Below are 24,245 nucleotides of genomic sequence, written 5' to 3'. Positions count from 1 at the left end.
CTGGCCAACGAACGCCGTTGTTGGGTAGGTTTCTCGGGTAATGATGAACAGCAGGGGACGAGACGGTGGGACAACAGTGGCAGAGCAGGTAGCGGAGTCCGGTACGGCAGCAACCGACGCGGAAGCATTCGATCCGGCGGAACATGCTCGGAGCATGGTCGGCTATCACTACCGCACCGAGGACTACTACGAGGTGGGTCGGGAGAAGGTTCGTGAATACGCCCGCGCCGTCCAGGACTTCCACCCCGCGCACTGGGACGGCGACGCCGCGGCCGCGCTGGGGCACAGTGCTCTCGTTGCACCTCTGACATTCATGTCGCTCGTCGGCACTCTTGCGCAGAAGAAGCTTCTCCAGTCCATCGCGGAGGGTTACGACCTGAGCCAGATCCTGCAGACCGATCAGGTGCTGGTGTTCCAGAAGCCGATCCTCGCCGGCGACCAACTGACGTGCGATGTTTCGCTCGACTCGTTCAAGACGGTCATGGGTCGCGACATGATGGTCACCAAGAACGTCGTGTCCAACCAGAAGAACGAACTGGTGCAGACCACGTACACCACCTTGCTCGTCGGCCGGTCCGGTGAGATCGATCCGGCTATCGCCGAGGCAGCTCGCAATATCGTGATGTTCGGTGCGACGACCGATACCAGCGGTGCCGATTCGAGTGAGCACGACACTCTGTCCACTCCGCAGGAGCACGAGCCGCTGATCGTCGAGGAGTACCGGGGACAGCCGAAGCAGAAGTTCGACGAGGTGAACGTCGGCGACGAGATTCCTTCGCGCACAGTGAGTCTCACTCGTGGTGACCTGGTCAACTACGCGGGCGTTGCCGGCGACGCGAACCCGATTCACTGGAGCGAGAAGTTCGCCAAGATGATCGATCTCGAGAACGTGCTGGCGCACGGAATGCTCACGATGGGCGTCGGCGGCGGTTACATCAGCGAATGGCTCGGCGATCCGGGTGCTGTGAAGGACTACACCGTTCGCTTCACCACCCCCATTCCCGTGGACACCCACAAGGCCGCCGAGATCGTCTTCACCGGCAAGATCAAGTCCAAGGACGAGGCGACGCGTACGGCGGTCATCTCCCTGGGTGCGACCTTCGAGGGCAAGCGAATCTTCGGTCACCGCGCTACCGCGACAGTGCAACTGGGCTGAGTGCCTGCGGCCGTGGTGTGGGGATTTACGCCCCGGTCAGGAATCCGCACCGCGTGCAGGGGGTGCGGATTCCGATAAGGGGCGTAGATGTGTGGCGTCGGGTTTCCGAGTGTGGGGAGCTGATCGGCAGGGTGTAGCGGGCATTGACGCCCTTCGTGGTAATCCACGCCCCGTGTAGCGGGCGTGAATTCATGCGAGGGGCGTGGATGTGCGCTGGGTTCATCCCCCTACGAAGATGCAGAAAGGGTGCCCGGCCGGGTCGGCATAGATTCGGATCGGCTCTTCTGGGTCATCTCGCAGATCCCGCAACAGTCGCGCACCCAATTCGAGTGCGCGCGAGTGCTCTTCGTCGAGTTGTTCGACAGTGTCGACGCGAAAGTCTGCGGCAACCGCGTATCGAACTCGCAGTTATGCAGACGAATCGGTGTCGAATCCCTGCATAACTGCGAGTTCGGCGTTGGTCAGGATTGCGGTGGCGGCCGCTCTGGATGCCTGCGTCGGAATCCAGTGCGAGATGCCGGGCAGGACCGTCAGTGTGTACGCCGCATCGACGTATCGTTGCGCATCCTCGATGGCGGAACGGGTGATGAAGGTGTCGCCGTCACTCCACACCATCGAGGTCGGGACGGTGATGCGCAGTCGACCGATGCCCGGGTTCGAGAACGGCAGTCCGCGATACCAGGTGACAGCAAAGGGAAGCGCGCCGTACTCGACGATCTCCGTGCGCGTGCGCTCCAGGTCGTCCGCAGTCATACCGCTTCTCTCGTACCACTTTTCGGCTCTCTGGCCTGGGCGCGCCATCCATTTCTCGGGCAGTATCGGCAGTTGGAAGAACGCGAAGTACCAGGAGTGCAGTATTTGCTTCGAGCTGAGCAGGCCGGTCATGAACGCGCCGGGGTGGGGAACCGAGAATGCCGTCAGCGACAACGCCAGGTCGGGTCGGCGGCCCGCGGTGACCCACGCGATGTTCGCGCCCCAGTCGTGTCCGACCACGTGAACCGGCCTTCCGATGCGGTCGATCAAAGCGATCGCATCGCCCACCAGTGCACCGACGCGATAGTCCCGACGCCGCCGCGGCCGGGCGCGTGGCGAGTATCCGCGCTGATCCGGTGCAATCGTCCGCATGCCTGCGTCGTTGAGTATCGCCATCACTGCGGACCACGACGATGCCCGCTCGGGGAATCCGTGCAGCAGCAACACGACCGGGCCTTCGAGAGGTCCCTGGTCGAGGACGTCGAACACCAGGCCGTCGTGGGTGTACTCGGTGATTCGCTCCGTTTCGGAGCCGCTCGTCAGCATGTGCTGGGCACCGACTGGCCCGCGAACACGGCGGCGAGGAACTGCATGGCCGCTTCGTCACTGACGTCGTGACCTTGTTCGGGCTGTTCCTGCGCGACGACCGAATCACCCAGGGCGCATGCCTTTTCGACACCGTCGGCAGTCCACTGCGGCAGCACGACATCGTCCTTCGCGCCGTACGCCACGAACATCGGCACCTCGGTCCGCACTTGCGGGAGTGTGTAACGGCCCACCACGTCGAACAGCCGTTGCTCCGATTCCGTTGTGTCGGCTGCGAACTCGTCAGGCGCCATTGCCTGGACTGCTCGTTCCTTGCCTTCGGTGTCTCCGCCCTGGCAGGTGAGAAGCAGCTCGTTGTTGGCCTCGGCGACGCTGCCGCTGTAGTCCTTCGGATCGATCGCGGGGTCCACGTGCTGCGCGCCGTAGAGCAAGTACGGCATCAGTTCCTTCTGCGGCCTGGTCAAGGTTCCGCCCTCAGCGGACCGCACCAGAGGCGTCAGGTCGGTCGGCGGCGACAGCGACACCGACCCCACCAGGTCCAGGCCCTGGCCGTAGGAAGCAGCGAGTTCGTTTGCTGCCCAGGCTGCTTGGCCACCCTGCGACAGACCGACCGCGGCCCAGCGAGTGGACACGTCGGGCAATGCGGTGTGCGCTGCGCGAGCCGCGTCGATCATGTTGTTTCCGGCGGTTCGAGGTTCGAGGTACGGGTGGGTGCCGCCGCCGGTGCCCAGGCCCTGGTAGTCGGGGAGCACGGTGACGTACCCGAGTGCGGTGAAATCCTGCACCACGAACTGATATCCGAGCAGATCCGGATACAGGGTGGGTCCGCAATCGGCCTGCACGCCGGTGGTGCCGTGTCCGTAGACGACGATCGGCCACCCGCCCTCGGGCGGGGTTCCTGCCGGAACGGCTGCAACTCCGGAGACCGCTGTCGGGGAGTTGTCCACGCCCGACGTGGACTCGTAGACGAACCGGTACAGGGTGGCACCCGTGTCGGAGAGTTCGGCGGATCGCTCACCGAAGTCCTCGGAATCGAGAACGGTGCCCGGCACACCCGTCAGGTCGTATTCGGGGGCCGGTGCGGTGGTCGAGGCAGTGGTCGACGCGTCGACGGGTTGTGAGGGCGTCGAACTGCAACCCACAGTCACGGCCACTGCAAGGCAGCAGGCGGCGGCGGGCATCGATCGGGAGTAGGAAAGCACAACGCGTGTCTACCAGAACGAGGTCACCGGTGGCCGACCGCTCGAGTTGCGCAGCCCCGCCCCGCCCAGCAGCCGTGTTTGCCTCTTCCGCTTTCGGGGGACTATCCCAGCCATGAAGATCGGTGTCGTCGTCAGTGCGGTCGTAGCGGTTGTGGTGTCGTTTCTCGGCTCCGGCGCATGGATCGGTACGCCCATCGCAGAGGCGGCCGGCGGAGCGCTCAGTGCCACGTCGACGCTGGTGGCACCCGCTGGGCCTGCGTTCTCCATCTGGTCGGTGATCTACACCGGACTGATCGTGTACGCCGTCTGGCAGTTCCTTCCCGGGCGCACTGCACGTCACGACGCCCTGCGGGCACCGATCGTCGCGTCGATGTTGCTCAATCCGGCGTGGATTCTCGCGATTCAGTTCGGCCAGGTATGGCTGAGCGTGGTGATCATCGTCGCGTTGCTGGCGGTGCTCGTCCGCGTGTTCGTGCTGATGCAGCAGCAACGACCGGAGGGAGTCGCCGACGCGGTGATCACGGACGGCACCATGGGCCTCTATCTCGGGTGGGTGTGCGTGGCGACAATCGCCAACATCTCGGCGTGGCTGGTGAGTCTCGGTGTAACCGGTGCCGCCACGATCTGGGCGATTGCCGTGCTCATCGTCGCAGCTGCCGTCGGGGTACTGCTGGCCCGGTATTCAGGCGGGGCGATCGCGCCGATGCTCGCCATCGTGTGGGGCCTGGCGTGGCTGGCACAGGGTCGGCTGGCGGGAGAGGTGACGAACACGACGGTCGGATGGACTGCGGTGCTCGCCGCATCTGTCGTCGCGCTGGCGACCGTGGGGATCAGGCTTCGATCACAGCGGGCTACCGGCCGTCAGAGCGTCGCGGCGTAGTAGCTTCCCCAACGCGTGCTCAGGAACTCGGACAGCGAACCCCCCGAATCGTTGGTACGCCAGGCAACGTGACCGTCGGGTCTGACGACGACGGCTCCGGTCTCACCGACCTCGTACAGCGATATCAGCTCGTCTCGATCGACGCCGACGGGTACGTTCATCACGACGAGCGCGATACCGGGTCGCATGTCGCCGAGTTCCTGCACTGCTGGTGCCCACGCGGAACCGTCGAAGGTGAAGAGTGTCAGCATGTTCGGGTCCAGTACGTCGTGCGGCGACACGAGCTGACCGTCGACCGACACAAGGGCGTGCGGCATCCGTGCGCCCGGGTACGTGGTGGGCACGTAATCGACCACGTCCTCGGTGGGTTTCGCCGACGCGTCCTGCGCGAAGAGCGGACTGTCGTAGAGGTAGCCGAATTGCAGTCCGGTGGAGACGAAGTGCTCCACCTGCAGGGGAATTGCCGCCGCGATCTCGGCGCGGAGTTTCGCGGACCCGGGGGTATCCGGGCGCAGGTTCCGTGACCGGCTCATCTGCTTGCGTGTTGCCGCGGCCGCGATGGGCGCGATCAGTCGGCCCGGGATCTTGTTCAAAGGGGCCCGCCCCATGGCCTGAGTTGCCTTGGCCAGCATGGCGTTGGTGATGCCCACCCGCTTGCCGATGTCGTCCATCCGGAAGTGGTTGGCGACGCTCTGTTCGGCGAATTTCTCCACCACTGGGCGGCGCTCTGTGTCGTAGGTGTCCAGCAGCTCCGGAGCGGCCGTGCCCGAGAGCACGGCGTCGAGCTTCCACGCGAGGTTGTGTGCATCCTGCACACCCGAGTTGAGACCGAAGCCGCCGGTGTGCGGAAAGCGATGGGCAGCATCGCCGAGCAACAGCAGACGTTCGCGTCGAAACCTGTTCGCCGTCTGCGAGGTCATCACCCAGGTTCCGGTCGACTCCAGCTCGAAGTCGTTGGATCCCAACACCTTCGGAAGTGTCGTCTCCCAGAATCGACGGCCGTCTCTCGCGATCTCCTGATCGGGATGGAGGTAGGCCGTCATCAGGATGTAGCGATGATCCGCATGCGAGATGAGCACCCCACACAGGTCCGGGGTGTAGATCCAACTCAACAACGGACGCGCGTCGTCGGGAAACAGTGTGGTGGAGGTGAAGAAGGCACTGCCCATGTTGGCCAGGACGGGCCCGGTCAGCGAGATCCTCGCGGCATCCCGGGTGGCGCTGTTGGCACCGTCGCAGGCCAGCACGTACGGGGCACGCACCTCGGTGTTGTCGCCCATAGCCGTCCGGAGGGCGACACGGGCGTCACCGGGAGTCGATTCGACCGAGTCCACGGTGACTCCGCGTCGAAATTCGATCAGCGGTTCTGCGTCGACTGCGTCCCACAGCGCCGGCATCAGGATGTGCTGGCCGATGTGCGAAACCATGTAGGGGCTCTGGCTTTCCACGACGGCTTTGCGTTCGGGATCGGACAGCAGATCGATGGACCCGATGGCGTCACCGGCCAGGTCGCCGTACCAGCTGATCAAGTTCACCTGGTCGTGTGGAGGCGACATCGCCGCTATCGACTTGGCCAGTTCGGGGCTGTACTCGTTCCAGATCTCCAGCGTTCGAGCATTGATGACGTGGGCCGCTGGATGGAACAGCGGACTCCTTCGACGCTCGAGCAGTACAGTGCGAATACCTCTGCGTGCCAGCAGAAGCGCTGCGGTGGTACCCGCAGGCCCCGCACCGATGATGACGACAGGGCTGCTCATCGGACGATGGTTTCCTGGGTGCCCAGATCGATCGAGCCGTCCGGGGTACGGATGGTGGCCGTGACGACGTCGTCCACCGAGAGATACTTCGGGTTCTTGGCCTGACGCGCGAAGAAGAACTTCCACTTCAGTGCCGGCGGGATGAGCTCGCCGATCTTCTGAATTGCTTTCGGTGGGGCCGAGATCGCGGTGCCGATCGGCGTTCCGGTCAGCAGAACGTCGCCTGCGGTCATGTTCTGAAAACGGGCCAGTCGGGTGAAGGCGTCGGCGGGAGGAGTGATGAGATCGTTGCCGATCGTCTGGTCCTGTCGGGTTTCGCCGTTGACGGCCAATGTCATGCGTAGCTCGGGCAGTCGACGCAACTCGTCGTTGTCGAGCAGAACCAATCGGGGACCGAGTGGGGTGAAGGTGGGATACGACTTGCTTTCGTACACCTGCACTTTCGTCAGCTGTATCTCCCGAGCCGAGACGTCGTTGGCGACGACGAAGCCGGCGACATAGGAATCGAGGTTGTCGTCGGTGACCGTCGTTCCGATGGGGATATCTGCACCGACCACCACGCCCAGCTCGATCTCGTAGTCGAGCAGCGCGACCTCCGGTGGCTGTCGAATGGGATCGTTCGGGCCACTGATCGACGCGGACGACTTGCGAAAGAAGGTCGGCTGCAACGTCTTCGGGTCCGATCCGGCGTCGATCGCGTGCGAACGGTAGTTGAGCAACTGCGCCACCACTCGGCACGGTGCGGTGATGGGCGAGACGAGTTCGAGCTCGGCGATGTTCGTGCCGGCTCCCGAAGCGGCATCGATGGCCGCGCGGTCGGCCAGAAGTTCTCGGGTGGTCCGGGCATCGGTGTCGATCCGAACGGCCTGATCGCCGTCGAGACGCCACCAGCTGTCCTCGGTCCGAATGATGTTGATAGGCATGATGTTCGATCTCCCCCAGAAGTTCGGTCACAAAGTTTTCGGAGTGATGGTCTTTTTGTTGGCGACCACCGGCCGGCCGGGCCTCGTGCCCGCCTCACGCTGCCGCAGCTCCTCGTGAGTGGCTCCGTTACGCAGCCTGCTCAGGAGGTAGTCGGGGTCGATGTTGACGCCGATGGGATTGCGCGCGAATTCCTCGGTGAAGAAGAAGGCCGCGGTGTTGTCCGGGTCGAAGTTCTCCACCTGGAACTCGAGCCGAACGCCGTCGGGATCCTCGTAGTACAGCGAGATCGTGGGTCCGTGGTTGATGGACCACACCGGAAGAATGCCCAGGCGCTTGAGCCGCACGTAGTTCTCCAGCAGTCGTTCGAGCGAGACGAACGTCAGGGCGATGTGGTCGATGCCGTAGGCCTTGCGTCGCAGCTTGGCGAAGGGGAACAGGAACTTCACGGGCTTCGGTACAGCGATGATCGCCAGTCGGTGTGACTCGTCGTCCCAGGTCAAGAACGTGATCTCGTCGTCCTGGTACGCGATCTCGGCACCGAACACCGTGCCGTACCAGCGCACCATCTCCTCGGTGCGAGCCGACTTGACGACCCAGTGCGCGATGTAGTCGGGCGCGACCCGGTGCGTCGTGGTTACCGGTGCATCCTGCTGTGCGCTCATGAATCGACCTTTCGTCGTGATCGCGAAGTGTGATCCAGGTTATGTCCACTTTGACTGTCAGTCAATAATTTGACTGACAGTCAGTCGAATTTGGCCGTCGACCGGTGCTCCAGTGCGGCGCGTGGGGATCAGGCGGGTGGGATCAGCAGGTGAACACGCCCGACGAGCGTCAGGGCGGTGCCGGTATCGGCACCGTCGAACACTGCCGTGTGTATGCCGCGCATGGCCCCGGTGAGGAGGCGCGCTGCTGCGAGCAGGTCGGTGTTGCGGTCGATCTGCCCCGCCTCGGCTGCGGCGCGGAGTAGCTCGGTGATGGCATCGACGAAGCTGTCGTGCCAACGCTCCGCTGTGCCCTCGGATTTCGGGACTCCGAGATTGCGGAACAGCACGTGCGTGCGCGGCGTCTCGTAGATGCTTTCGGCAGCTATTCGCAGAAATGTCTGCAACTGCTCGAGTGGGGTGTTCGGCCAGCCGGCATCCGCAGACCGTTCACCGATGCGCTCGATCAGCACGGTGGCGGCGTCGTCGACTGCGGCCTGGAACAGGTCGCGTTTGCTGGGAAAGTGGTGGAAGGCCGTTCTCGGCGCGAGACCGCATCGGGCAGCGACACTTTCGATCGTGATGTCCGCGTAGTCGGCGTGCCGCAGTAGTTCTTGGGTGGCCTCGATCAGTCGTGCCGGTGCGGGCCCGGGTTCCTCCGTGGCGGACGACCCGGCCCAGCGGTACAGCGTGGTGGTGTGAATGCCCAGGGACGACGCGACGGCCGCTGGGCTCTCGGAGCCACCGAATGCGCGCGCCACCGCTTCTTTGCGATCGTCGAGTGTGAATCTGGAGACCCTGGCCATGATCGTGACAGTCTAGTGGAGCATGCGCGCGAGGGCGGGTAGCAGAACTCGTGCGGGGACGATACCCACCATCGCCGCTTGTAGTGAATTGCGACGTCCCGAAACAACATGCGGCCGAGATCGTTTGGAGTCGAGCGCCGTCATGGCGGTGGCGACCACGTCGGCCGGTGTCTGGTAGGTGCCGGTGGCGGTGGCCGAGTCGCCGATGACGTCGAAGAACTCGGTATGGGTGGGGCCAGGGTTGAGTGCGAACACTCTGACGCCGTGCTGTGCCGACTCGAACCAGAGGGACTGGCTGAAGCTCAGCACGAACGCTTTTGCGGCCGCATACACCGCGAGAGTCGGGACGGGTTGGAACGCAGTCGTACTGGCGACATTGACGATGGTGCCCTCTCCTCGGGCGATCATGTCGGGGAGGAAGACCGAGCAGATGTCCACCACAGCACGGATGTCGACGGCGACGAGGCGCTCGAAGTCGTCGGCGTCGCCGTCGGCGAACGGTCCCTGCACGGCGAATCCCGCGTTGTTGACGACGAGATCGATTTGCTCCGGCACGATCTCGTGTAGTCGGCGGCCACTGGCGGACTCGGACAAGTCCCATGGCACTGCTCGGCAGCGCACGTCGTAGGTCGATTCGAGCTCCTCCGCCAGTGCTGTCAGTCGGTCCTCTCGCCGCGCGACGAGTACCAGGTCGGAGCCGCGGGCGGCCAGAGCTCGCGCGAATTCGGCTCCGATTCCCGAACTTGCGCCGGTGACCAGCGAGCGACCCGGACTGTATCGAAAAGCTCTGCGGCTCATCGGTCCGAGCGTCCGAACTCGATGACGGAGCGCCGCGCGAACTCTTCGTAGGACGTGGGTGCGTGTCCGAGCAGTGTCGGCAGAACCGTCAGGTCTCCCGCCGCGAGGCCGTGCTGGTCGTAGTGGGCCATCATCGTGCGGTACGCCTCACGTGCGTCTGCCGGCCAGTTCTTCATGTCGCGAGGATTCGATGCGGCCTGCGCACCGCGGACGAGGTGAGGGATGGAGTTCAGTTTCGTCGACTGCAGTGCATGTCCGACGACCGAGGCCAGTGACGGCAGTACGTTCAGCGAGTTCGTCAGCGACGACGGTGGGATCCGAACGGCGGTGACCCGGTGGCCCAGTACTCGAGACCAGATCTCGGCCATTTCGTGGCGGGTGAGTTCGACGGTGGAGAGGTCGTACGTGTGACCGGTGTGCGGCGACGGTTCGATCAGAATGTTCGCCGCGGCCTCGGCAACGTCGGCGAGGTCGACGACGCCCATGACGCTGTTCGGTGACACCGGATACGGCATGACCCCGGCCTGCAGGAACTCCCACACTTCCAGGTAGTTCTGCATGTAGTGCGAGGGTCTGAGCACAGTGGTGGGGATTCCGCTCTCACGCAACAGTCCCTCGGCGATGTCTTTCTGGTGATGATGCGTCAACTGATGCAGGTCCGGATGGATCACGGAGTGAAAAACGATGTGCTGCAATCCCTGTGCCGGTGCCGAGGCGATCAGGTGCTCGATGATCGGTCTTTCGTCGATGACCTGGGTCGGTGCCGCGTGGTAGATGACGTCGGTCCCGGCCAGTGCGTTGTCGAGCGTCTCGGCTGACCGTAGATCGCCTACGACGACCTCGGTCGCTCCGTCCCGGCGGGTGGTCGCAGCCTGACTCTCGTTCTTCACGACCGCGCGAATGGGCACATTCCGTGTGGCCAGTCGTCGGACGAGTAGTCGTCCGACTCCGCCTGCAGCGCTGGTAACCGTGATCATCGGACCTCCTTGACGGGTGGGCCCGGCGAACTCCGGCCCTTTTGCGAATATTGCATAGCTCATGCAGATAACGCAAGAGGGTGACACGCGAGCGTGGCGCGATCTGCATTAGTCTCGGGCCGTGCCCTCGAACGACGTCGACGATGCAGAGCAGTCACGGCGCGCTCGCCCACGCCGCGATCGCCGCCAGGCGCTGATCGACGCCGCGATCGAGCTCATCTCCGAAGGTGCCAGTGCAGACATCAGTGCCGCTGCGATCTCGCGCAGAGCCGGTGTGGCACATGGGTTGCTCTTCTACTACTTCACCGACAAGCAGGGCCTGGTCGAGGCTGCGCTGGCCGACGTTCTCGGCAGATTGGCCGATGCGCAAGGGCCGCAGCCCGAGGAACACACCGTCCGGACTCGGTTGGAGGGCTTCGTCCGACGGCACATCGAATTCTTGCGGGATCATCGCGCCTTGTACTTGCGCGTCGTCCGCGAGGAAGAATTCGGCGAGGCCGGGGTCGAGAGCGCACTTCGGCAGGCTCGCGCCGAGGGCGAGCGGCAGGTTGCGGCCCTGGCCGAACTTCCGGATCCGCTGCCGCCGCTCGTCGGCGCCGCGATCTCCGGGTGGACGGGTTTTCTCGACCGGACCGCGGAGGCCTTCTTCGACACCCCGGACATCGAACTGGACGCCTTGGTCGCGTTGATCGTCGACGCCTTCGAGGCCGTCGTCGAATCCGCGACGCGTCGAAGCGAATGATCAGTACGACAAGAATCGGACACCGAACCACCCGTAAAATTGCGCAGATTGCACAATCGAGCGCTCCGCTATTGCGCAGCCGGTGAACCTCTGGTCGACTGACGCCGGTTGCATCACCGACGCGACTGACTCGGCGCTTCGCAATCCGAACGCTTGCCTCAGGGAAAGACGGGGCCACATCCGGTCCCGTCTCTTCCACTCGATGCACTCTTTCGTCGCCAACTTCAGGAGTCTCCGGCCATGACCAGCCTCAGCTCGACCACAGACGATTCGGCCACCGGTGGGCGCGAAACTCTGCACGACATCTCCGAACGCGTGCTGTGGCTCTCGACATCGATGATCCACCACGCCAACCGAATCCGGCCCAATCCGACGGGACTCAAGGTCGGCGGGCACCAGGCATCCTGCGCGTCGATGGTCACGATCATGACGTCACTGTGGTTCGAGCAGTTGACCGCAGCAGACCGGGTGTCGGTCAAGCCACATGCCTCGCCGGTGTTGCACGCCATCAACTACCTTCTCGGTGACTTGGACGAGAAGTATCTGACGACCCTTCGCTCGTACGGTGGCCTGCAGTCCTACCCGTCACGCGCGAAGGATCCCGACACCGTCGACTACTCCACCGGCTCTGTCGGTATCGGTGCGACAGCGCCTATCTGGGGCGCGATGTCTCGCCGATTCGTCGACTCGGCATTCTCGGCAGATGCGGCGGTCCCGTTTCGGGGTCGGCAGTATTCGCTCGTCGGAGACGCCGAGCTGGACGAAGGTGCCGTGTGGGAGGCCGTCATCGACCCCGGCATCGGAGAGTTGGGCGAGATCGTCTGGATCGTCGACCTCAACCGTCAGTCGCTCGACCGGGTGGTGCCGAACATCGCCGCCGGGCGTCTCGAGAAGATGTTCGACGCCGCAGGCTGGCAGGTCATCACGGTCCGCTTCGGGCGGTTGCTCGAGAATCTGTTCGCCCGTGTCGGCGGTGACGCTCTTCGTCGACGCATTCTCGACATGCCCAATCCCGAGTATCAGCGGCTGCTGCGTTGCTCGGCGTCGGATCTGCGTGATCGGCTGCCCGGCAAGGGTTCCGACGCGGCCGCGATCGCCGAGCTGATCGCCGATCTCGACGACCTGATGCTCACCGAGTCGATTCGCAACCTCGGCGGACACGATCTGGACGCGCTCCGTGAGGCGTACGCGCAGATCGACGACACCCGTCCCACAGTGATCATCGCCTACACCGTCAAGGGCTTCGGGCTCCCCACCCAGGGGCATCCGCAGAATCACTCGTCGCTGCTGACGGTCGACGAGTATGCAGCTCTCGCAGAGACTCTCGGCACGGACGCCGGCTCGCCGTGGGACCGATTCGACGCCGACAGCGCGGCTGGCCGCTTGTGCGCCGACGTCGCCGAACGTCTACAGCGCGAACAGTTCTCGTATGCGGAACCACCGGCCGTGCCCACCGACATCGGACGTACGCCGAAAGGCACTGCCACAACACAGGCCGCACTCGGCCGCACCCTGATCGACCTCACCCGTGAGGCACCCGATGCGGCTCGACGCGTCGTCACCGTCAGTCCCGATGTCAGCTCCACCACCAATCTCGGCGGTTGGGTCAACAAGGTCGGTGTCTGGTCGTCCTCGGAGCGGCACGACTGGTTCGGCGACGACGCCGAAACCATCATGCACTGGCGTGAGGGTCCCACCGGTCAACACATGGAACTCGGTATCGCAGAGACCAATCTGGTCGGATTGATGGGCGAGCTGGGTGCAACGTGGAGCCGGTGGGGAGAGCCCCTGTTCCCCATCGGAGTGATGTACGACCCGTTCGTCGAGCGCGCCCTCGAGCCGTGGTCGTACGGCATCTACGCGGGCGGCCAGTCGATTCTGGTCGGCACTCCGTCGGGTGTCACTCTGGCTGCGGAAGGTGGTGCGCACCAGTCGATCAAGACTCCGTCGATCGGTCTCGAACAGCCCGGCTGCATCTCGTACGAGCCGGCGTTCGCCATCGACGTGGAGTGGACGTTGCTCGCCAGTATCGCCAAGTTGGGTCGTCCCGACGGCACCTCGGCGTATCTGCGCCTGTCGACCCGTCCGGTCGATCAGACGCTGGCCGACGTGCCGAGCGATCCGGCGGCCCGCGAACGCAGGCGCAAGCAGGTGGTGGCCGGCGGTTATCCCCTCGTTCGACGTGACGGTGCCACCGTCACGATCGCGGCGATGGGTGCGCTCATGCCCGAAGCTCTCGATGCCGCAGCACGTTTGGAGCAGATCGGTATTCTCGCGGACGTCCTGTGCATCACCAGCCCCGGCCAGCTCTACCGTGCCGTGCAGGCGCGGCAGGGGCACGGAGATGCCGAATCGTGGATTCTCGATCAGCTGCTGCCGGCCGATCGAGCGACACCGATGGTGACCGTGCTCGACGGCCATCCGCACACCCTGGCCTTCCTCGCGAACGTGAACCGCGTGGCATCGACGTCGTTGGGTGTCAGCAACTTCGGTCAGGTCGGGTCTCTGGACGAGGTGTACAAGCACCACCACATCGATACCGATTCGATCGTCGGTGCCGCTTTGGACGTCACCGGCCAGTAGCTCCGCGGGTGTTCGTCGTCCACCCATTGACAGCGAGCGTACGGTTGGGTCATTCGGTGAAGGTCATCACCGCTGACAGGCCTCGTGCACGTCAACAGGTGTAATGACTGCACCATCTGGGACGCGATCTACTTGACCGATTCGACATCCAACGGCCGCATTCGAAATGCCGCTACCAAAGCCACGGCTGCAGCCGCATTCGACGAAGAAATCTCGGCTGCTCTGCCTGCCCGGCGACGTCGGCTTGCAGGCGAAGACTATTTTGCCGAGGACACCTTCGATGCTCTCGACATTTTTCGCGGAATATTGCTCGAGCACAAGCGTTTCGAAACTCTCTTGCAGGGCCTGTGTGACCAGGTGGTCGCTGCCATCCCGTGGGCTGACATGGCGGGAGTGACTTTGCTCCGTCATGATTCCGACAATCCCGCGACGGCGGCATGTTCGAATGCGCGTGTGATCGACATCGACGCCGATCAGTACGCGGCAGACGAGGGCCCGTGTCTCGAAGCTGCGAGAACCAACCAGATCGTCAGTGTTCGGATCGACGAGGTCGCCACTCGCTGGCCGAATTTCGCGTCTGCAGCCGCCGCGATCGGAGTGACAAGTTATCTGTCTGCTCCGCTGGCTGTCGACTCGGGACATGCCGGTTCGCTGAATCTTTATGGATTCGACTGCGAGGGATTCAGCGATGTCGACGAGGTTCTCGTCAAGATGTTCGTCACCTCGGTCGAAGCTGCGGTGTGGAATTCGCGACATGCGGCAGAAGCAAGAACGGAAGCGGACGGTCTTCGAGAGGCGATGAAGACACGTGGAACGATCGAGCAGGCCAAAGGAATTTTGATAGCCGTGCGCGGCATCTCACCCGAAGTGGCATTCGCGGTTCTGGCCGAGCAGTCGCAGCGCGAGAACGTCCGTGTTGCTGTACTGGCAGCGCGGGTGGTGAACTCGGCGGTCTCGAAGGCCGTAGGGTCGCATTGACGCCGACAGCTCGGTCCCACAATGGTTCAGCGAAGCCGAACGATCTGCGTTATCGAAGGTCGAGAAGGTCAAGGCCCATGACGGACACTCCGATTCACGACGAACTTCAGCATTTTCTCGATATCGACACCGGTGGGGGGAATCGGAAGAACGAGCCCGTCGGCCGACCGGCCCCGGCCCCGGTGCCCACGCACGCGCCGGCCCGGCACCAGAGGGCGTGACGGCGTGGCCACAGCACGAGAGAAGCAAGACGTCGCTCTCGCCGACTACCGCCGGGCCAAGGAGCGCGAGCAGGGATTGGCCGGGGAGCGTGGTCAGACGGACGGCGATGTTCCGCTGGTCGTTGCCTCCGACGACGCCGAACTGCGTGGTGCAGTCGAGGCCGACGTGTCAGCGCAAGAGGCGCTCAGTGCGGCGCTGCGCGCCGATGACGACTGAGACTCGGCTCAGTACCCGGTCACGGTCGTCAGCGGCGGGGGCCTGCCGTGGGGTCGACGACGGCGTGCACGTCGACGCCGTAGGACGCCGGTAGTTCGCTGCGGCACAGCGTTCGGGCTTCGTCCGGGGAGATGCCCAGGGCGCGCAGGACCCGCTCGGTGGTGCCGTCGACCGTCGCCGCCTCGTCGCGATCGGGCTGCGCCAGCAGCAGTCGACCCATGGACAGCAGGGTGCCTGCCACCAGGGCGAGGGCCACATCCGGATCGTCCACATCGAATCTTCCTCGCGCGGCAGCCGATTCGATATCGCGGCGTGAACGTGGTGCCAGGCCCCCCGCTGCGGCGAAGGCCGAGGCCTCGGAGTTGAGCAGGACGCGGCTCAGTTGCGGCTCGAGGCGGAAGAGGCGTCCGGACAGGCGAAACGACTGGGTGAATTTCTCGACCGGGTCGTCCAGGCCCACGGTGAGGGAGTCGAGGTAGTCGCCGGCAGATTCGAGGGCCGAGTCGATGGCTGCCTGCCACAGTTCTTCTTTGGTCTCGAAGTAGTTGTAGAACGATCCGTTGCTGACGTCGGCGGCCTGCGTGATCTCGAGAACGGGTGCGTTGGTGTTGCCGCTCGCCAGGAATCCCTGCGCGGCCTTGACGAGGGCAGCTCTGGTGCGCGCCTTGCGGCGTTCGACGCGGTTGCCTTCGGTCACGGTCTGCTCCTGCTCTGCGGTGTGAGTGAGGGCAGCCTATCGCGTCTCAATGATGACGAATTCGTCAAAAAGCCTTGACGGACGGCAGTGCCATGGGTGACGATATCGTCAATACCCTGTGAATGCGGGGTGCATCGACTCTTCCGGCGGCACCGAAGGACCTCATGACGACCAACGCGACGATCCCGCAGTACCGCACCGACATCTATTCCACCGAGGCGATCCTCGATCCGTACCCGCACTACGCGAGGTTGCGTGAGCTCGGCCCGGTGGTGTGGCTGCCACGCCAGCAGGTGTTCGCCGTCTCGCGCTATGCCGGGTGCAAGGCAGTGCTGCTCGACGACGAGACCTTCGTTTCCGGGGACGGTGTCGCGCTCAATCCCATTGCGAACCGGCTGGGCCGTGGGACGACGCTCAACAGTGACGGCGACGAGCATGCAACCAAGCGCTCGGTGCTGGCTCATCGGCTCACGCCGAAGGCCGTGCGCAAGATGAGGGCGGCGGTGGAGGAGAAGGCCGAAAGCATCGTCGACGCGGCCCTGCGCCAAAAGTCGGTCGACGGCGTCGATGACCTTGCGACAGCCCTCCCGATGTCGATCGTGCCTGATCTGGTCGGGTGGCCGGAGGACGGCCGCGAGGATCTTCTTCGTTGGGCAGGAGCAACATTCGACTCCCTCGGACCCGTCAATCGGCACTCGATCACAGCTGCGAAGGGTGCCGCGGAAATGCTCGCGTTCTCGCGGCGCGTGGTCCGTGAACGATCGGTGCTGCCCGGGAGCATGGGCGACGACGTTCTGAAGGCCGCCGACGACAACAAGATTCAGAAGTCGGCATGTCCAGCCCTGATGATCGACTACCTCGGTCCCTCGCTCGACACCACCATCGGAGCTATTTCCGGTGCCCTCGATCTGTTCGCGCGGCACCCAGAGCAGTGGCAAGCGATTCGGCAGGACCCTGACCTCATCCCCAATGCGATCAACGAGGTCGTTCGCTACGAGTCGCCGATCCGGGCGTTCTCGCGTCGAGCCGTCCGTGATGTCGACATCGACGGAGCGAGAGTGCCCAAGGGTGCCCGCGTGTTGGTGGTCTACGCGTCGGCGAATCGCGATGAGCGCGAATGGGACCGTCCCGACGAGTTCGACATCACTCGTGACGCTTCGCGTCAGCTCGGCTTCGGTTCCGGCGTGCACGGGTGCGCCGGTCAGGGGCTTGCCCGTCTGGAAGCCCAGACCATGCTGCGAGTACTCGCGCGGCGAGTCGAACGAATCGTGGCCACCGGAGCGCCGAAACGGGCCGTCAACAACGTCATTCACCGATACGAACGGCTGCCACTGGAATTGGTGGCAGCAGAAGGGACACAGCAATGAGAATCGACGTCGACTGGGATCGGTGCGAGGGCCACGGCATCTGCGCCGAACAGGCACCCAAGGTGTTCAGCCTCGATGACGAGGGCGAATTGCATTATGCGTTCGACGACAACGACATTCCCGACGACCTGGCGGCCTCGGCTCGATCGGCAATCGGCGTGTGCCCGGTCGCGGCTCTGCGAGAACAGGCGTGAGCTCCTCGGGCCCCAGAATCGTCATCGTCGGAGACTCGATCGCCGGCTGCACTGCTGCTCGTGAGTTACGTGCCCGCGGACACGAAGGTTCGATCGTCATGATCGGTGCGGACGATGACGGCTGCTATGCGAAACCACCGTTGTCGAAGCACGTGCTCAAAGGTGAGGCCGCTGCGGCCGAAACCTGGGACCTGTCGGATCTGGACATCACGGCGATCGTAGATCCCGCGGCGTCGTTGAACACCGCACGTCGAATGGTCACTACGACAGCCGGAATCGACGTTCCCTACGACGCGCTCATCGTGGCCACGGGAGCGGTGGCCCGCCGCATCGCCGGTCCGGGGCAGGAGGGCGAGACGGTGCTGCGGACCTTCGCCGACGTCTGTGCTCTCCGTCCGAAGCTGGACGCTGCCAGCACAGCCATCGTGGTCGGTGCGGGATTCCTCGGCATGGAGGTCGCCAGTGCCTGCGTCGCACGCGGCATTGCAGTCACCGTCGTCGATGTGGATCCTCCGCTGCAACGGCTCCTGGGTTCTTTCCTGTCCGACGCGATAGTGGCGCGAGCCGAGGCCTCGTCGGTGCAGTTCGTTCGGACGAATGCTCCCGTCTCGTTGGTCGGTGAGCCCGTCACGGGGATCGAGTTCGCAGACACTCAGCTGACTGCCGATATCGTCGTCACCTGCGCCGGTGATGTGCCGCAGACGGATTGGCTGGACGGTGCCGGTATCGCGGACCGTATCGGGGTCGGAATCGACTATCTTTGCGCTACAGCGGTTCCCGGAGTATTTGCTGCCGGGGACGTCGCCTACGCGCGTGCCGCGTCCCGTCGAGCGCCGTTCTGGTCCAATGCCGTCGCACAGGGCAAGGTTGCCGCTGCGTCTGCGCTCGGTCTCGAACCGACGTGCACCCCTGCCGACGACTACTTCTGGACCGAGATTCTGGGGCTGTCCATCAAAGTCGTCGGCCCACTCCCACTGCAGGGAGAACCGACCGTCCTCGAAGGTTCGGTCGACGACGGATCCGCACTCCTGCAATGGAACCACGACGACGGTCGTACGACCATCGTTGCCTACGGCATGAAGAAGGCCGTCGGACTGCTCCGAAAACTCGCCCGCAACAACGCTGTTCCCACTACGTAAGGAATTTCATGGCTCTCGGCTCTGCGTCCGGTCTGGTTCGTCGTCTTCCCGAGGCAGTCGGGCTGGCCCGTGCGGCGATCGGTGTCGCCCACATGATTGCGCCCACTCGTGCCAACGAACTCCTCGCCGGCCCCGACGCTGCGGTAGCGACCACACGAGCTGCCGCTCGCACCTTCGGTATTCGGGAGATCTACATCGGTGGCGGCCTGTACGCGGCAACGCGGTACGCACCGAGCGCGGTGCGCACACTGCTGCGAGCAGGCGTGGCCGTCGACGTCTGGGACACCGCGGCGTTCGCGCTCACCGCGCACCTGCCACAACGAACGAGAACAGCCGGCTGCGCCATCGCAGGGGGCTTCGTGATCGCCGGCGCGCTCGCCGATCTGCAGCTGGACCGGTAGTGGACAACATCGCGCGCACTCTGCGAGCCGCGAGCATCGAAGCCGTGCGCTTCTATAACCGACTCGAAGTGAGAGTGGCGCAGCCAGTTCCGGACACTCCAGTGTTGTTCGTCGCCAATCACGGGTTCGGCGGAATCATCGATCTCAACGTGTTCGCGTTCGCGGCCGCCTACGACGAGCTCGGTGTCGACCGTGAACTGATCACGCTGACGCACCAGATCGCCTGGACGCTGCACGCGGAGAAGCTGATCGAGCCGTTCGGTGCCAGGCCCGCCGGTCGGCAGACGGCCCTGGACGCTTTCGCGGACGGCAACAACGTCCTGGTGTTCCCGGGCGGTGATGTCGATGCGCTCAAGACCTGGAAACACCGGAACGAGATCCTGTTCGACGGGCGCACCGGATACGCCCGGTTGGCGATGGAGGCGGGGGTGCCGATTGTCCCCGTGGTGACGGCCGGTGCCGGGGAGTCGCTGCTCGTACTCGGGAGCGGCAAGCGTGTGGCGAAGGCCCTGCGGTTGGACAAGGCGCTGAGGCTCAAGACGCTGCCACTGTCGGTGTCCATTCCCTGGGGCGTCAATCTCGGTGTGGTCGGCCTCCTTCCGTACCTGCCGCTGCCCACCAAGCTCGACACGTCGGTGCTGGCACCCATGCGACCCGACACCGACGAGACGGCCGAGGAATTCGCGGGACGGGTGCATTCCGCGATGCAAGCCGAGCTCGACGAACTGACGAAAGACCGGCGTCCCGTCATCGGATGACTCGCCGAGCGGGGGATGCAGTCATACTCGGAGCCATGCGGTCGAAGCAGAAGATTCTCGACGCCACCCTCGGGCTGATTGCCGAGGGTGGGTTCGAGGACGTCACCATTGCTGCGGCGGCGCGCGCTGCGGGCGTGACGAGGCAGACGGTGTATTCGATCTTCAGCACGCGCGAGGACATGATCTCCGAGGCGATGGTCGGCCTCGTTGTCGGCTTCATGGGCGAGATAGGGGAGAAGGCCGATCGGGCCGAAACGGCATCGGACTTCGTCGTCGAAACCATTGTGGCCGCGCGAGATCTCCTTCGCCGACAACCGGTTCTGAATACGTTGCTCCGCTCGGGCACTGCGAATCCGCTGTTCGATCCGGACGTGATGGATCGAGCCGAGCCGGTGGTGCGGCAGTTCCTCGACGGCTACATCGAGCGACATCCCGAATTCGATCCGACGCAGTTCGACGGGGTCGAGGCCATGTTCACGCGCAACGCACTGTCCGTCATCCTGTTCGACGACCAGACAATTCACGACGACGACGGTCTACGGGCATATCTCCGACGCTGGTTGGTGCCGCTTCTACCCTTCGGCTGACGGTCTGGAACTTGACACTATTACCCACTTCTGTCTAGTTTTGCTTCGCACGTGCACGTGACACAGGTCTCGATGCGCGGTGCTGCACACCATTGGGGGGTACGTGTCGAATGTGAACCGCCGGTCGTTTCTCGGCGCAACTGCGGTTGCAGGGTTGGCCGCAGTGTCGGGCGCGGGGGTCGCGCGAGCGTCAGGCGGCCGACGCGTCCAGATCCCGCTGACCCGCGAGGACCACCGTGTGGTGATCATCGGATCGGGGTTCGGCGGTGGCGTCGCCGCATTGCGCCTGGCCGAGGCCGGGGTACCGGTTCTGGTGCTCGAGCGCGGAAGGCGTTGGAACACAGGACCGAACGGCGACACGTTCCCCAACGCGACGGCACCGGACAAGCGCATGCTGTGGCACGGTTCGAGTCCCAACCTGTTCGGCAGGCCGGTTCCGTTCGATCCATACGTCGGCCTGCTGGAGGCGGTACCCGGAGACAACATGACGGCGCTGTGCGCGGCCGGTGTCGGAGGCGGATCCCTGATCTACCAGGGAATGACACTGCAGCCCTCGCAGTCGGTGTTCGAGGAACACTTTCCGGCCGGACTGGATTGGTCGACTCTGAATCGGGTGCACTACCCACGCGTGGCGCGGATGTTGCAGCTCGAGCAGGCTCCGGACGGGTTGATCGAAACGCCTAATTATCAAGCGGCGCGGGTGTTCGCGGCCAGTGCTCGTCGAGCGGGCCTGCCGGTGTCGAAGATCCCGATGCCGATCGATTGGAACTTCGCGCTCGACGAGACGCGTGGCGTGATGAAGCCGTCGTACACCGACGGCTCCGGTGCATTCGGAGTCAACAACGGCGGCAAGCACTCCGTGGATGTCACCTACATCGCCGCCGCCGAGGCGACGGGGCTGGCCACCGTGGCCACCCAGCACGATGTCTCCCGGATAGAACGTGCCGCCGACGGCCGCTGGACGATCCATGTGGGCCGAATCGATTCGGACGGAACGGTTCTCGAAAACAAGATCCTCACCACCGGCACGCTGATCATGGCCGCCGGTAGCCTCAACACCACCAAGCTGTTGGTTCGCGCGGGTGCCACCGGTGCCATTCCCGATCTGCCGGACCAACTCGGCCAGGGCTGGGGCACCAACGCCGATCGTATTTACGTGTGGTCCAGCATCGAGCAGCAGTTCGGTACCCCGCAGGGCGGTCCGGTGGTGTTCGGCAGCCTGAACTGGGACAACCCGAACACTGCGCACACCGTCATCCAGGCATCCATACCGCCGTTGTCGTTCGATGCCCACAGCACCATGCTCGTCGGCTACGGAGTCAGCAGCGGCCGTGGGCATTTCGGCTACGACTCCGGCGCAGACCAGGTGCGATTGCACTGGCCCGCCAATGGCGACAACGTCATTCAGAACGGGTCGATCGATCCGACGGTGCGTCGCATCGTCGGATCGGGCAGCATTCTCACCGATACCAACGCGGTGTTCCCGTCCACCTGGCATCCACTGGGTGGAGCCAACATGGGCCCGGTGTGCGATCTCGACGGACGCGTACACGGCCAGCGGGGACTGTATGTGCTCGACGGGGCGCTCATGCCCGGCACCACCGCAGCGTGCAACCCGTCCATGACCATCGCAGCATTGGCCGAACGTGCGTTGGACAACATCGTCGCCGGCGATGTCGGCACCGTTGTTTGACCCCCTCCTCAGAAAGAGACCGATGCATCCGTACCGCACCATGATCGGCGTGGCTGTCACCGCCGTGCTCGCGTCCTCGTTGACCGTGCTCGGAACCGCTGCAGCGCAGGCGGATCCCGTGGACGACTTCTACGTCCCACCGGCACAGGTCGTCGACGACCCCGGTGCTGTATTGCGGACGCAGCCTATGTCGTTGTTCGCTGCGCTGCCCGGTGCGGACGGTGCCTACCCCGTTCAGGCCGAGCGGGTGCTCTATACGTCACGGACGCAGGACGATTCGCCGGTGGCGGTATCGGGGACGTTCATCGAGACCGAGGTGCCGTGGCGTGGGGCCGGTCCTCGGCCGACCATCGTCGTCGCGCCCGGCACGGTGGGTCAGGCCGATCAGTGCGCTCCGTCCCGTGCGTTCCCGACGACGGTCAATGCTGTGACGCAACCACTGTCGATCTCGTTCAATCAGGAACTGTTGTCCTCCACGCTGTGGGGGTCGATGGGTGCGAACGTCTTCGTCACCGACTACATCGGGTTGGGAACGCCCGGCGTGCACACCTACGTCAACCGGGTCGAGCAGGCTCATGCGGTTCTCGACGGTGCCCGCGCGGCGAACGAGCTGCTCGGTGATGCCGATGCGCCTGTTGGTATCTGGGGCTACTCCCAGGGTGGTGGAGCGGCGGCCGCGGCGGCCGAACTCGCCGCGGAATACGCGCCGGAGGTCGATCTGAAGGGCACGTGGGCCGGAGCGCCCACCGCGGATCTGCTCGAGGTACTGAAGACCGTCGACGGCACGCTGATCGGGGGCGTGATCGGTTATGCGCTCAACGGTTTCGTCGAGCGCGATCCGAGTTTGCTGCCCCTCGTAGAAGAAAGACTCACCGATCACGGCAAGGCAGTGTTGAGTGATCTGTCGACGCAGTGCATCGGCGACACCATCCTGAAGTACCCGTTCCTGCGAACCGAATCGTTGACCGCGGACGGCAAGTCGATGCTCGAGAATCTGGGCACCATTCCACAGGCGGGCCGTATCCTCGAGGCTCAGCGGATCGGTCGTAGTACCCCGAAGGCGCCGGTGATGATCACCAGCGGACTCAACGACGACACGGTGCCGTACGGTCAGGCCCGGCAGTTGGCCCAGGATTGGTGTGGCCGAGGTGCCACTGTCGAGTTCCGTACCAATCCGTTGCCGCCGATCCTGCAGGGTGCGGTGTTGCCCAACCACCTCGGGCCGCAGCTGATCGACGGGTACGGCGGTGCCGCCGCAGCGTTCCTGATGGACCGGTTCGCCGACGTCCCCATGGCATCATGCTCCGTCGACTGAGCCCGGTGGTTCGGGTATCCATCCGTGCCCTCGACTAGGGCTGCGTCGACACCGCTGCGCTCGACCCTGTTGCGGTCGCGGCGGCGGGTGGAGACGGTGATTGCAGGCGGTGGCCCGGACATCGTCTTTCAGCCGATCGTCCGTGCTCGCGATGGTGCGATCGAGGGATACGAGGCCCTGTCTCGTTTTCCGGCGGGCGGCGGTGACACCGAGGCGTGGTTCGCCGATGCAGCGCAGTGCGGCCTCGGTCCGGCTCTGGACAGATCGGCGGCCGTCAAGGCCTTGGACGAATCGACTCGTCTGCCGGACGGGTCCTTCGTTGCGGTCAATCTCAGCGCAGCAACACTATTGGCCGATGCTGCGCTGGTGGACGTGCTGCGCGAGTGCGGCGGGCGACGGCCACTGATTGTCGAGCTCACCGAGCATGCCGTCCTCGACGACGAGGACGCGGTGGTGGCTGTTTTGGCCGAACTTCGAGACGGTGGGGTAGCCGTAGCGGTCGACGATGTCGGTTCGGGCTACGCGGGGATGCGGCAGCTTGTCGTGCTCGAGCCGGAGGTCATCAAGCTCGACGCCTTCGTCGTCCACGGCATGAAAGGCAATCGAGTGAAGTCGGCCTTGGCCGAACTGGTGCTGGAGTTCGCGCGAAAGACGGACGCGAGGTGTGTGTTCGAGGGCATCGAGACCGACGAGGATCTCGAAGCAGCTAGGTCGATCGGGGCCGACCTGTTGCAGGGCTTCCGAGTGGGCCGCCCTGCTGCGCTGTGATCAGATCTGACCAGCAGTTAAGTACCGCCCAACTGTGGGTATGGCAGGAACAAGATGAGTTCAGAAAGGCCGATGTGGTCGAACG

At 64.4% G+C, this 24,245-nt stretch carries 26 protein-coding genes; 15 read left to right on the top strand and 11 right to left on the bottom strand.

From position 1 onward, the window contains the following. The first annotated feature begins 40 nt into the window (after positions 1-40). The gene (locus tag MTX35_RS11945) at positions 41-1,156 is read left to right on the top strand and encodes a fused (3R)-hydroxyacyl-ACP dehydratase subunits HadA/HadB (protein ID WP_243595172.1); all 1,116 of its coding nucleotides are present in this window, start codon (positions 41-43) and stop codon (positions 1,154-1,156) included. Positions 1,157-1,375: 219 nt separating this feature from the next. Here the strand turns inward: MTX35_RS11945 and MTX35_RS26270 are convergent, their stop codons facing one another. The 3 genes from MTX35_RS26270 to MTX35_RS11935 are packed head-to-tail and all read right to left on the bottom strand — an operon-like array spanning position 1,376 to position 3,657. Beyond that, positions 1,376-1,564 carry a VOC family protein gene (locus MTX35_RS26270; protein WP_374230290.1) on the bottom strand — a complete coding sequence of 63 codons (189 nt, stop codon included), beginning with the start codon at positions 1,562-1,564 and terminating at the stop codon, positions 1,376-1,378. After that, on the bottom strand, positions 1,565-2,455 hold the full coding sequence (locus tag MTX35_RS11940) for an alpha/beta fold hydrolase (RefSeq protein ID WP_243595171.1): 891 nt from the start codon (positions 2,453-2,455) through the stop codon (positions 1,565-1,567). Then, a complete protein-coding gene (locus MTX35_RS11935; protein WP_243595170.1) occupies positions 2,449-3,657 on the bottom strand; it encodes a S9 family peptidase in 1,209 nt (402 codons plus the stop codon). The genes MTX35_RS11940 and MTX35_RS11935 overlap by 7 nt, the downstream gene beginning before the upstream one ends. Positions 3,658-3,769: 112 nt before the next feature. Between MTX35_RS11935 and MTX35_RS11930 the strand changes: the two genes are divergently transcribed. Beyond that, complete coding sequence (locus MTX35_RS11930) at positions 3,770-4,537, top strand: tryptophan-rich sensory protein (protein ID WP_243595169.1); 768 nt, start codon at positions 3,770-3,772, stop codon at positions 4,535-4,537. On the opposite strand, the gene MTX35_RS11925 is transcribed toward MTX35_RS11930, so the two are convergent. The 6 genes from MTX35_RS11925 to MTX35_RS11900 form a co-directional block, all read right to left on the bottom strand. Then, positions 4,519-6,294 carry an FAD-dependent monooxygenase gene (locus MTX35_RS11925; protein WP_243595168.1) on the bottom strand — a complete coding sequence of 592 codons (1,776 nt, stop codon included), beginning with the start codon at positions 6,292-6,294 and terminating at the stop codon, positions 4,519-4,521. The genes MTX35_RS11930 and MTX35_RS11925 overlap by 19 nt on opposite strands. After that, positions 6,291-7,217, bottom strand: coding sequence for a fumarylacetoacetate hydrolase family protein (locus tag MTX35_RS11920; RefSeq protein WP_243595167.1), 927 nt, complete (start codon positions 7,215-7,217; stop codon positions 6,291-6,293). The genes MTX35_RS11925 and MTX35_RS11920 overlap by 4 nt, the downstream gene beginning before the upstream one ends. 27 nt (positions 7,218-7,244) lie before the next feature. Then, positions 7,245-7,880: a VOC family protein gene (locus tag MTX35_RS11915; RefSeq protein WP_243595166.1), complete on the bottom strand. Its 636-nt coding sequence runs from the start codon at positions 7,878-7,880 to the stop codon at positions 7,245-7,247. 128 nt (positions 7,881-8,008) lie between these two features. Beyond that, entirely contained in the window at positions 8,009-8,725 is a 717-nt protein-coding gene (locus tag MTX35_RS11910; protein ID WP_243595165.1) for a TetR family transcriptional regulator, read from the bottom strand. A gap of 12 nt (positions 8,726-8,737) precedes the next feature. Continuing rightward, positions 8,738-9,523 carry an SDR family oxidoreductase gene (locus MTX35_RS11905; RefSeq protein ID WP_243595164.1) on the bottom strand — a complete coding sequence of 262 codons (786 nt, stop codon included), beginning with the start codon at positions 9,521-9,523 and terminating at the stop codon, positions 8,738-8,740. Continuing rightward, positions 9,520-10,500: an SDR family oxidoreductase gene (locus tag MTX35_RS11900; RefSeq protein ID WP_243595163.1), complete on the bottom strand. Its 981-nt coding sequence runs from the start codon at positions 10,498-10,500 to the stop codon at positions 9,520-9,522. Before MTX35_RS11900 ends, MTX35_RS11905 begins: the two co-directional genes overlap by 4 nt. A gap of 121 nt (positions 10,501-10,621) precedes the next feature. Between MTX35_RS11900 and MTX35_RS11895 the strand changes: the two genes are divergently transcribed. Both MTX35_RS11895 and MTX35_RS11890 read left to right on the top strand, forming a co-directional pair. Beyond that, positions 10,622-11,242 carry a TetR/AcrR family transcriptional regulator gene (locus MTX35_RS11895; protein WP_243595162.1) on the top strand — a complete coding sequence of 207 codons (621 nt, stop codon included), beginning with the start codon at positions 10,622-10,624 and terminating at the stop codon, positions 11,240-11,242. Between the two features lie 240 nt (positions 11,243-11,482). Then, positions 11,483-13,825 (top strand): pyruvate dehydrogenase, encoded by a 2,343-nt coding sequence (locus MTX35_RS11890; RefSeq protein WP_243595161.1) that lies wholly within the window; start codon positions 11,483-11,485, stop codon positions 13,823-13,825. 66 nt (positions 13,826-13,891) lie between these two features. Here MTX35_RS11890 and MTX35_RS11885 read toward each other — a convergent pair whose 3' ends face one another. Next, a complete protein-coding gene (locus tag MTX35_RS11885) occupies positions 13,892-14,236 on the bottom strand; it encodes a hypothetical protein (protein WP_243595339.1) in 345 nt (114 codons plus the stop codon). On the opposite strand from MTX35_RS11885, the gene MTX35_RS11880 reads away from it, so the two are divergent. Both MTX35_RS11880 and MTX35_RS11875 read left to right on the top strand, forming a co-directional pair. Beyond that, a complete protein-coding gene (locus MTX35_RS11880) occupies positions 14,210-14,803 on the top strand; it encodes an ANTAR domain-containing response regulator (RefSeq protein ID WP_374230289.1) in 594 nt (197 codons plus the stop codon). The genes MTX35_RS11885 and MTX35_RS11880 overlap by 27 nt on opposite strands. Before the next feature lie 225 nt (positions 14,804-15,028). Next, entirely contained in the window at positions 15,029-15,241 is a 213-nt protein-coding gene (locus MTX35_RS11875; RefSeq protein ID WP_243595160.1) for a hypothetical protein, read from the top strand. 28 nt (positions 15,242-15,269) lie between these two features. Here MTX35_RS11875 and MTX35_RS11870 read toward each other — a convergent pair whose 3' ends face one another. Beyond that, a complete protein-coding gene (locus tag MTX35_RS11870) occupies positions 15,270-15,938 on the bottom strand; it encodes a TetR/AcrR family transcriptional regulator (RefSeq protein ID WP_243595159.1) in 669 nt (222 codons plus the stop codon). A gap of 164 nt (positions 15,939-16,102) precedes the next feature. On the opposite strand from MTX35_RS11870, the gene MTX35_RS11865 reads away from it, so the two are divergent. From MTX35_RS11865 to MTX35_RS11825, 9 genes are all read left to right on the top strand, one after another. Continuing rightward, entirely contained in the window at positions 16,103-17,305 is a 1,203-nt protein-coding gene (locus tag MTX35_RS11865) for a cytochrome P450 (RefSeq protein WP_243595158.1), read from the top strand. Then, a complete protein-coding gene (locus MTX35_RS11860; protein WP_057479686.1) occupies positions 17,302-17,499 on the top strand; it encodes a ferredoxin in 198 nt (65 codons plus the stop codon). The genes MTX35_RS11865 and MTX35_RS11860 overlap by 4 nt, the downstream gene beginning before the upstream one ends. Further along, the gene (locus MTX35_RS11855; RefSeq protein ID WP_243595157.1) at positions 17,496-18,638 is read left to right on the top strand and encodes an FAD-dependent oxidoreductase; all 1,143 of its coding nucleotides are present in this window, start codon (positions 17,496-17,498) and stop codon (positions 18,636-18,638) included. Before MTX35_RS11860 ends, MTX35_RS11855 begins: the two co-directional genes overlap by 4 nt. 8 nt (positions 18,639-18,646) lie before the next feature. Then, the gene (locus MTX35_RS11850) at positions 18,647-19,039 is read left to right on the top strand and encodes a hypothetical protein (RefSeq protein ID WP_243595156.1); all 393 of its coding nucleotides are present in this window, start codon (positions 18,647-18,649) and stop codon (positions 19,037-19,039) included. After that, positions 19,039-19,797: a lysophospholipid acyltransferase family protein gene (locus tag MTX35_RS11845; RefSeq protein ID WP_243595155.1), complete on the top strand. Its 759-nt coding sequence runs from the start codon at positions 19,039-19,041 to the stop codon at positions 19,795-19,797. The genes MTX35_RS11850 and MTX35_RS11845 overlap by 1 nt, the downstream gene beginning before the upstream one ends. Before the next feature lie 35 nt (positions 19,798-19,832). Continuing rightward, entirely contained in the window at positions 19,833-20,384 is a 552-nt protein-coding gene (locus MTX35_RS11840) for a TetR/AcrR family transcriptional regulator (RefSeq protein WP_243595154.1), read from the top strand. 103 nt (positions 20,385-20,487) lie between these two features. Beyond that, the gene (locus MTX35_RS11835; protein WP_243595153.1) at positions 20,488-22,077 is read left to right on the top strand and encodes a GMC oxidoreductase; all 1,590 of its coding nucleotides are present in this window, start codon (positions 20,488-20,490) and stop codon (positions 22,075-22,077) included. A gap of 40 nt (positions 22,078-22,117) precedes the next feature. Beyond that, positions 22,118-23,392 carry a lipase family protein gene (locus MTX35_RS11830; RefSeq protein ID WP_374230288.1) on the top strand — a complete coding sequence of 425 codons (1,275 nt, stop codon included), beginning with the start codon at positions 22,118-22,120 and terminating at the stop codon, positions 23,390-23,392. 24 nt (positions 23,393-23,416) lie between these two features. Further along, a complete protein-coding gene (locus MTX35_RS11825; protein ID WP_243595151.1) occupies positions 23,417-24,160 on the top strand; it encodes an EAL domain-containing protein in 744 nt (247 codons plus the stop codon). The last annotated feature ends 85 nt before the right edge of the window (positions 24,161-24,245 follow it).

It is taken from the genome of Rhodococcus sp. ARC_M12 (assembly GCF_022810385.1).
Classification (GTDB): domain Bacteria; phylum Actinomycetota; class Actinomycetes; order Mycobacteriales; family Mycobacteriaceae; genus Rhodococcoides; species Rhodococcoides navarretei.
This window is presented reverse-complemented; position numbering and strand designations above follow the sequence as displayed.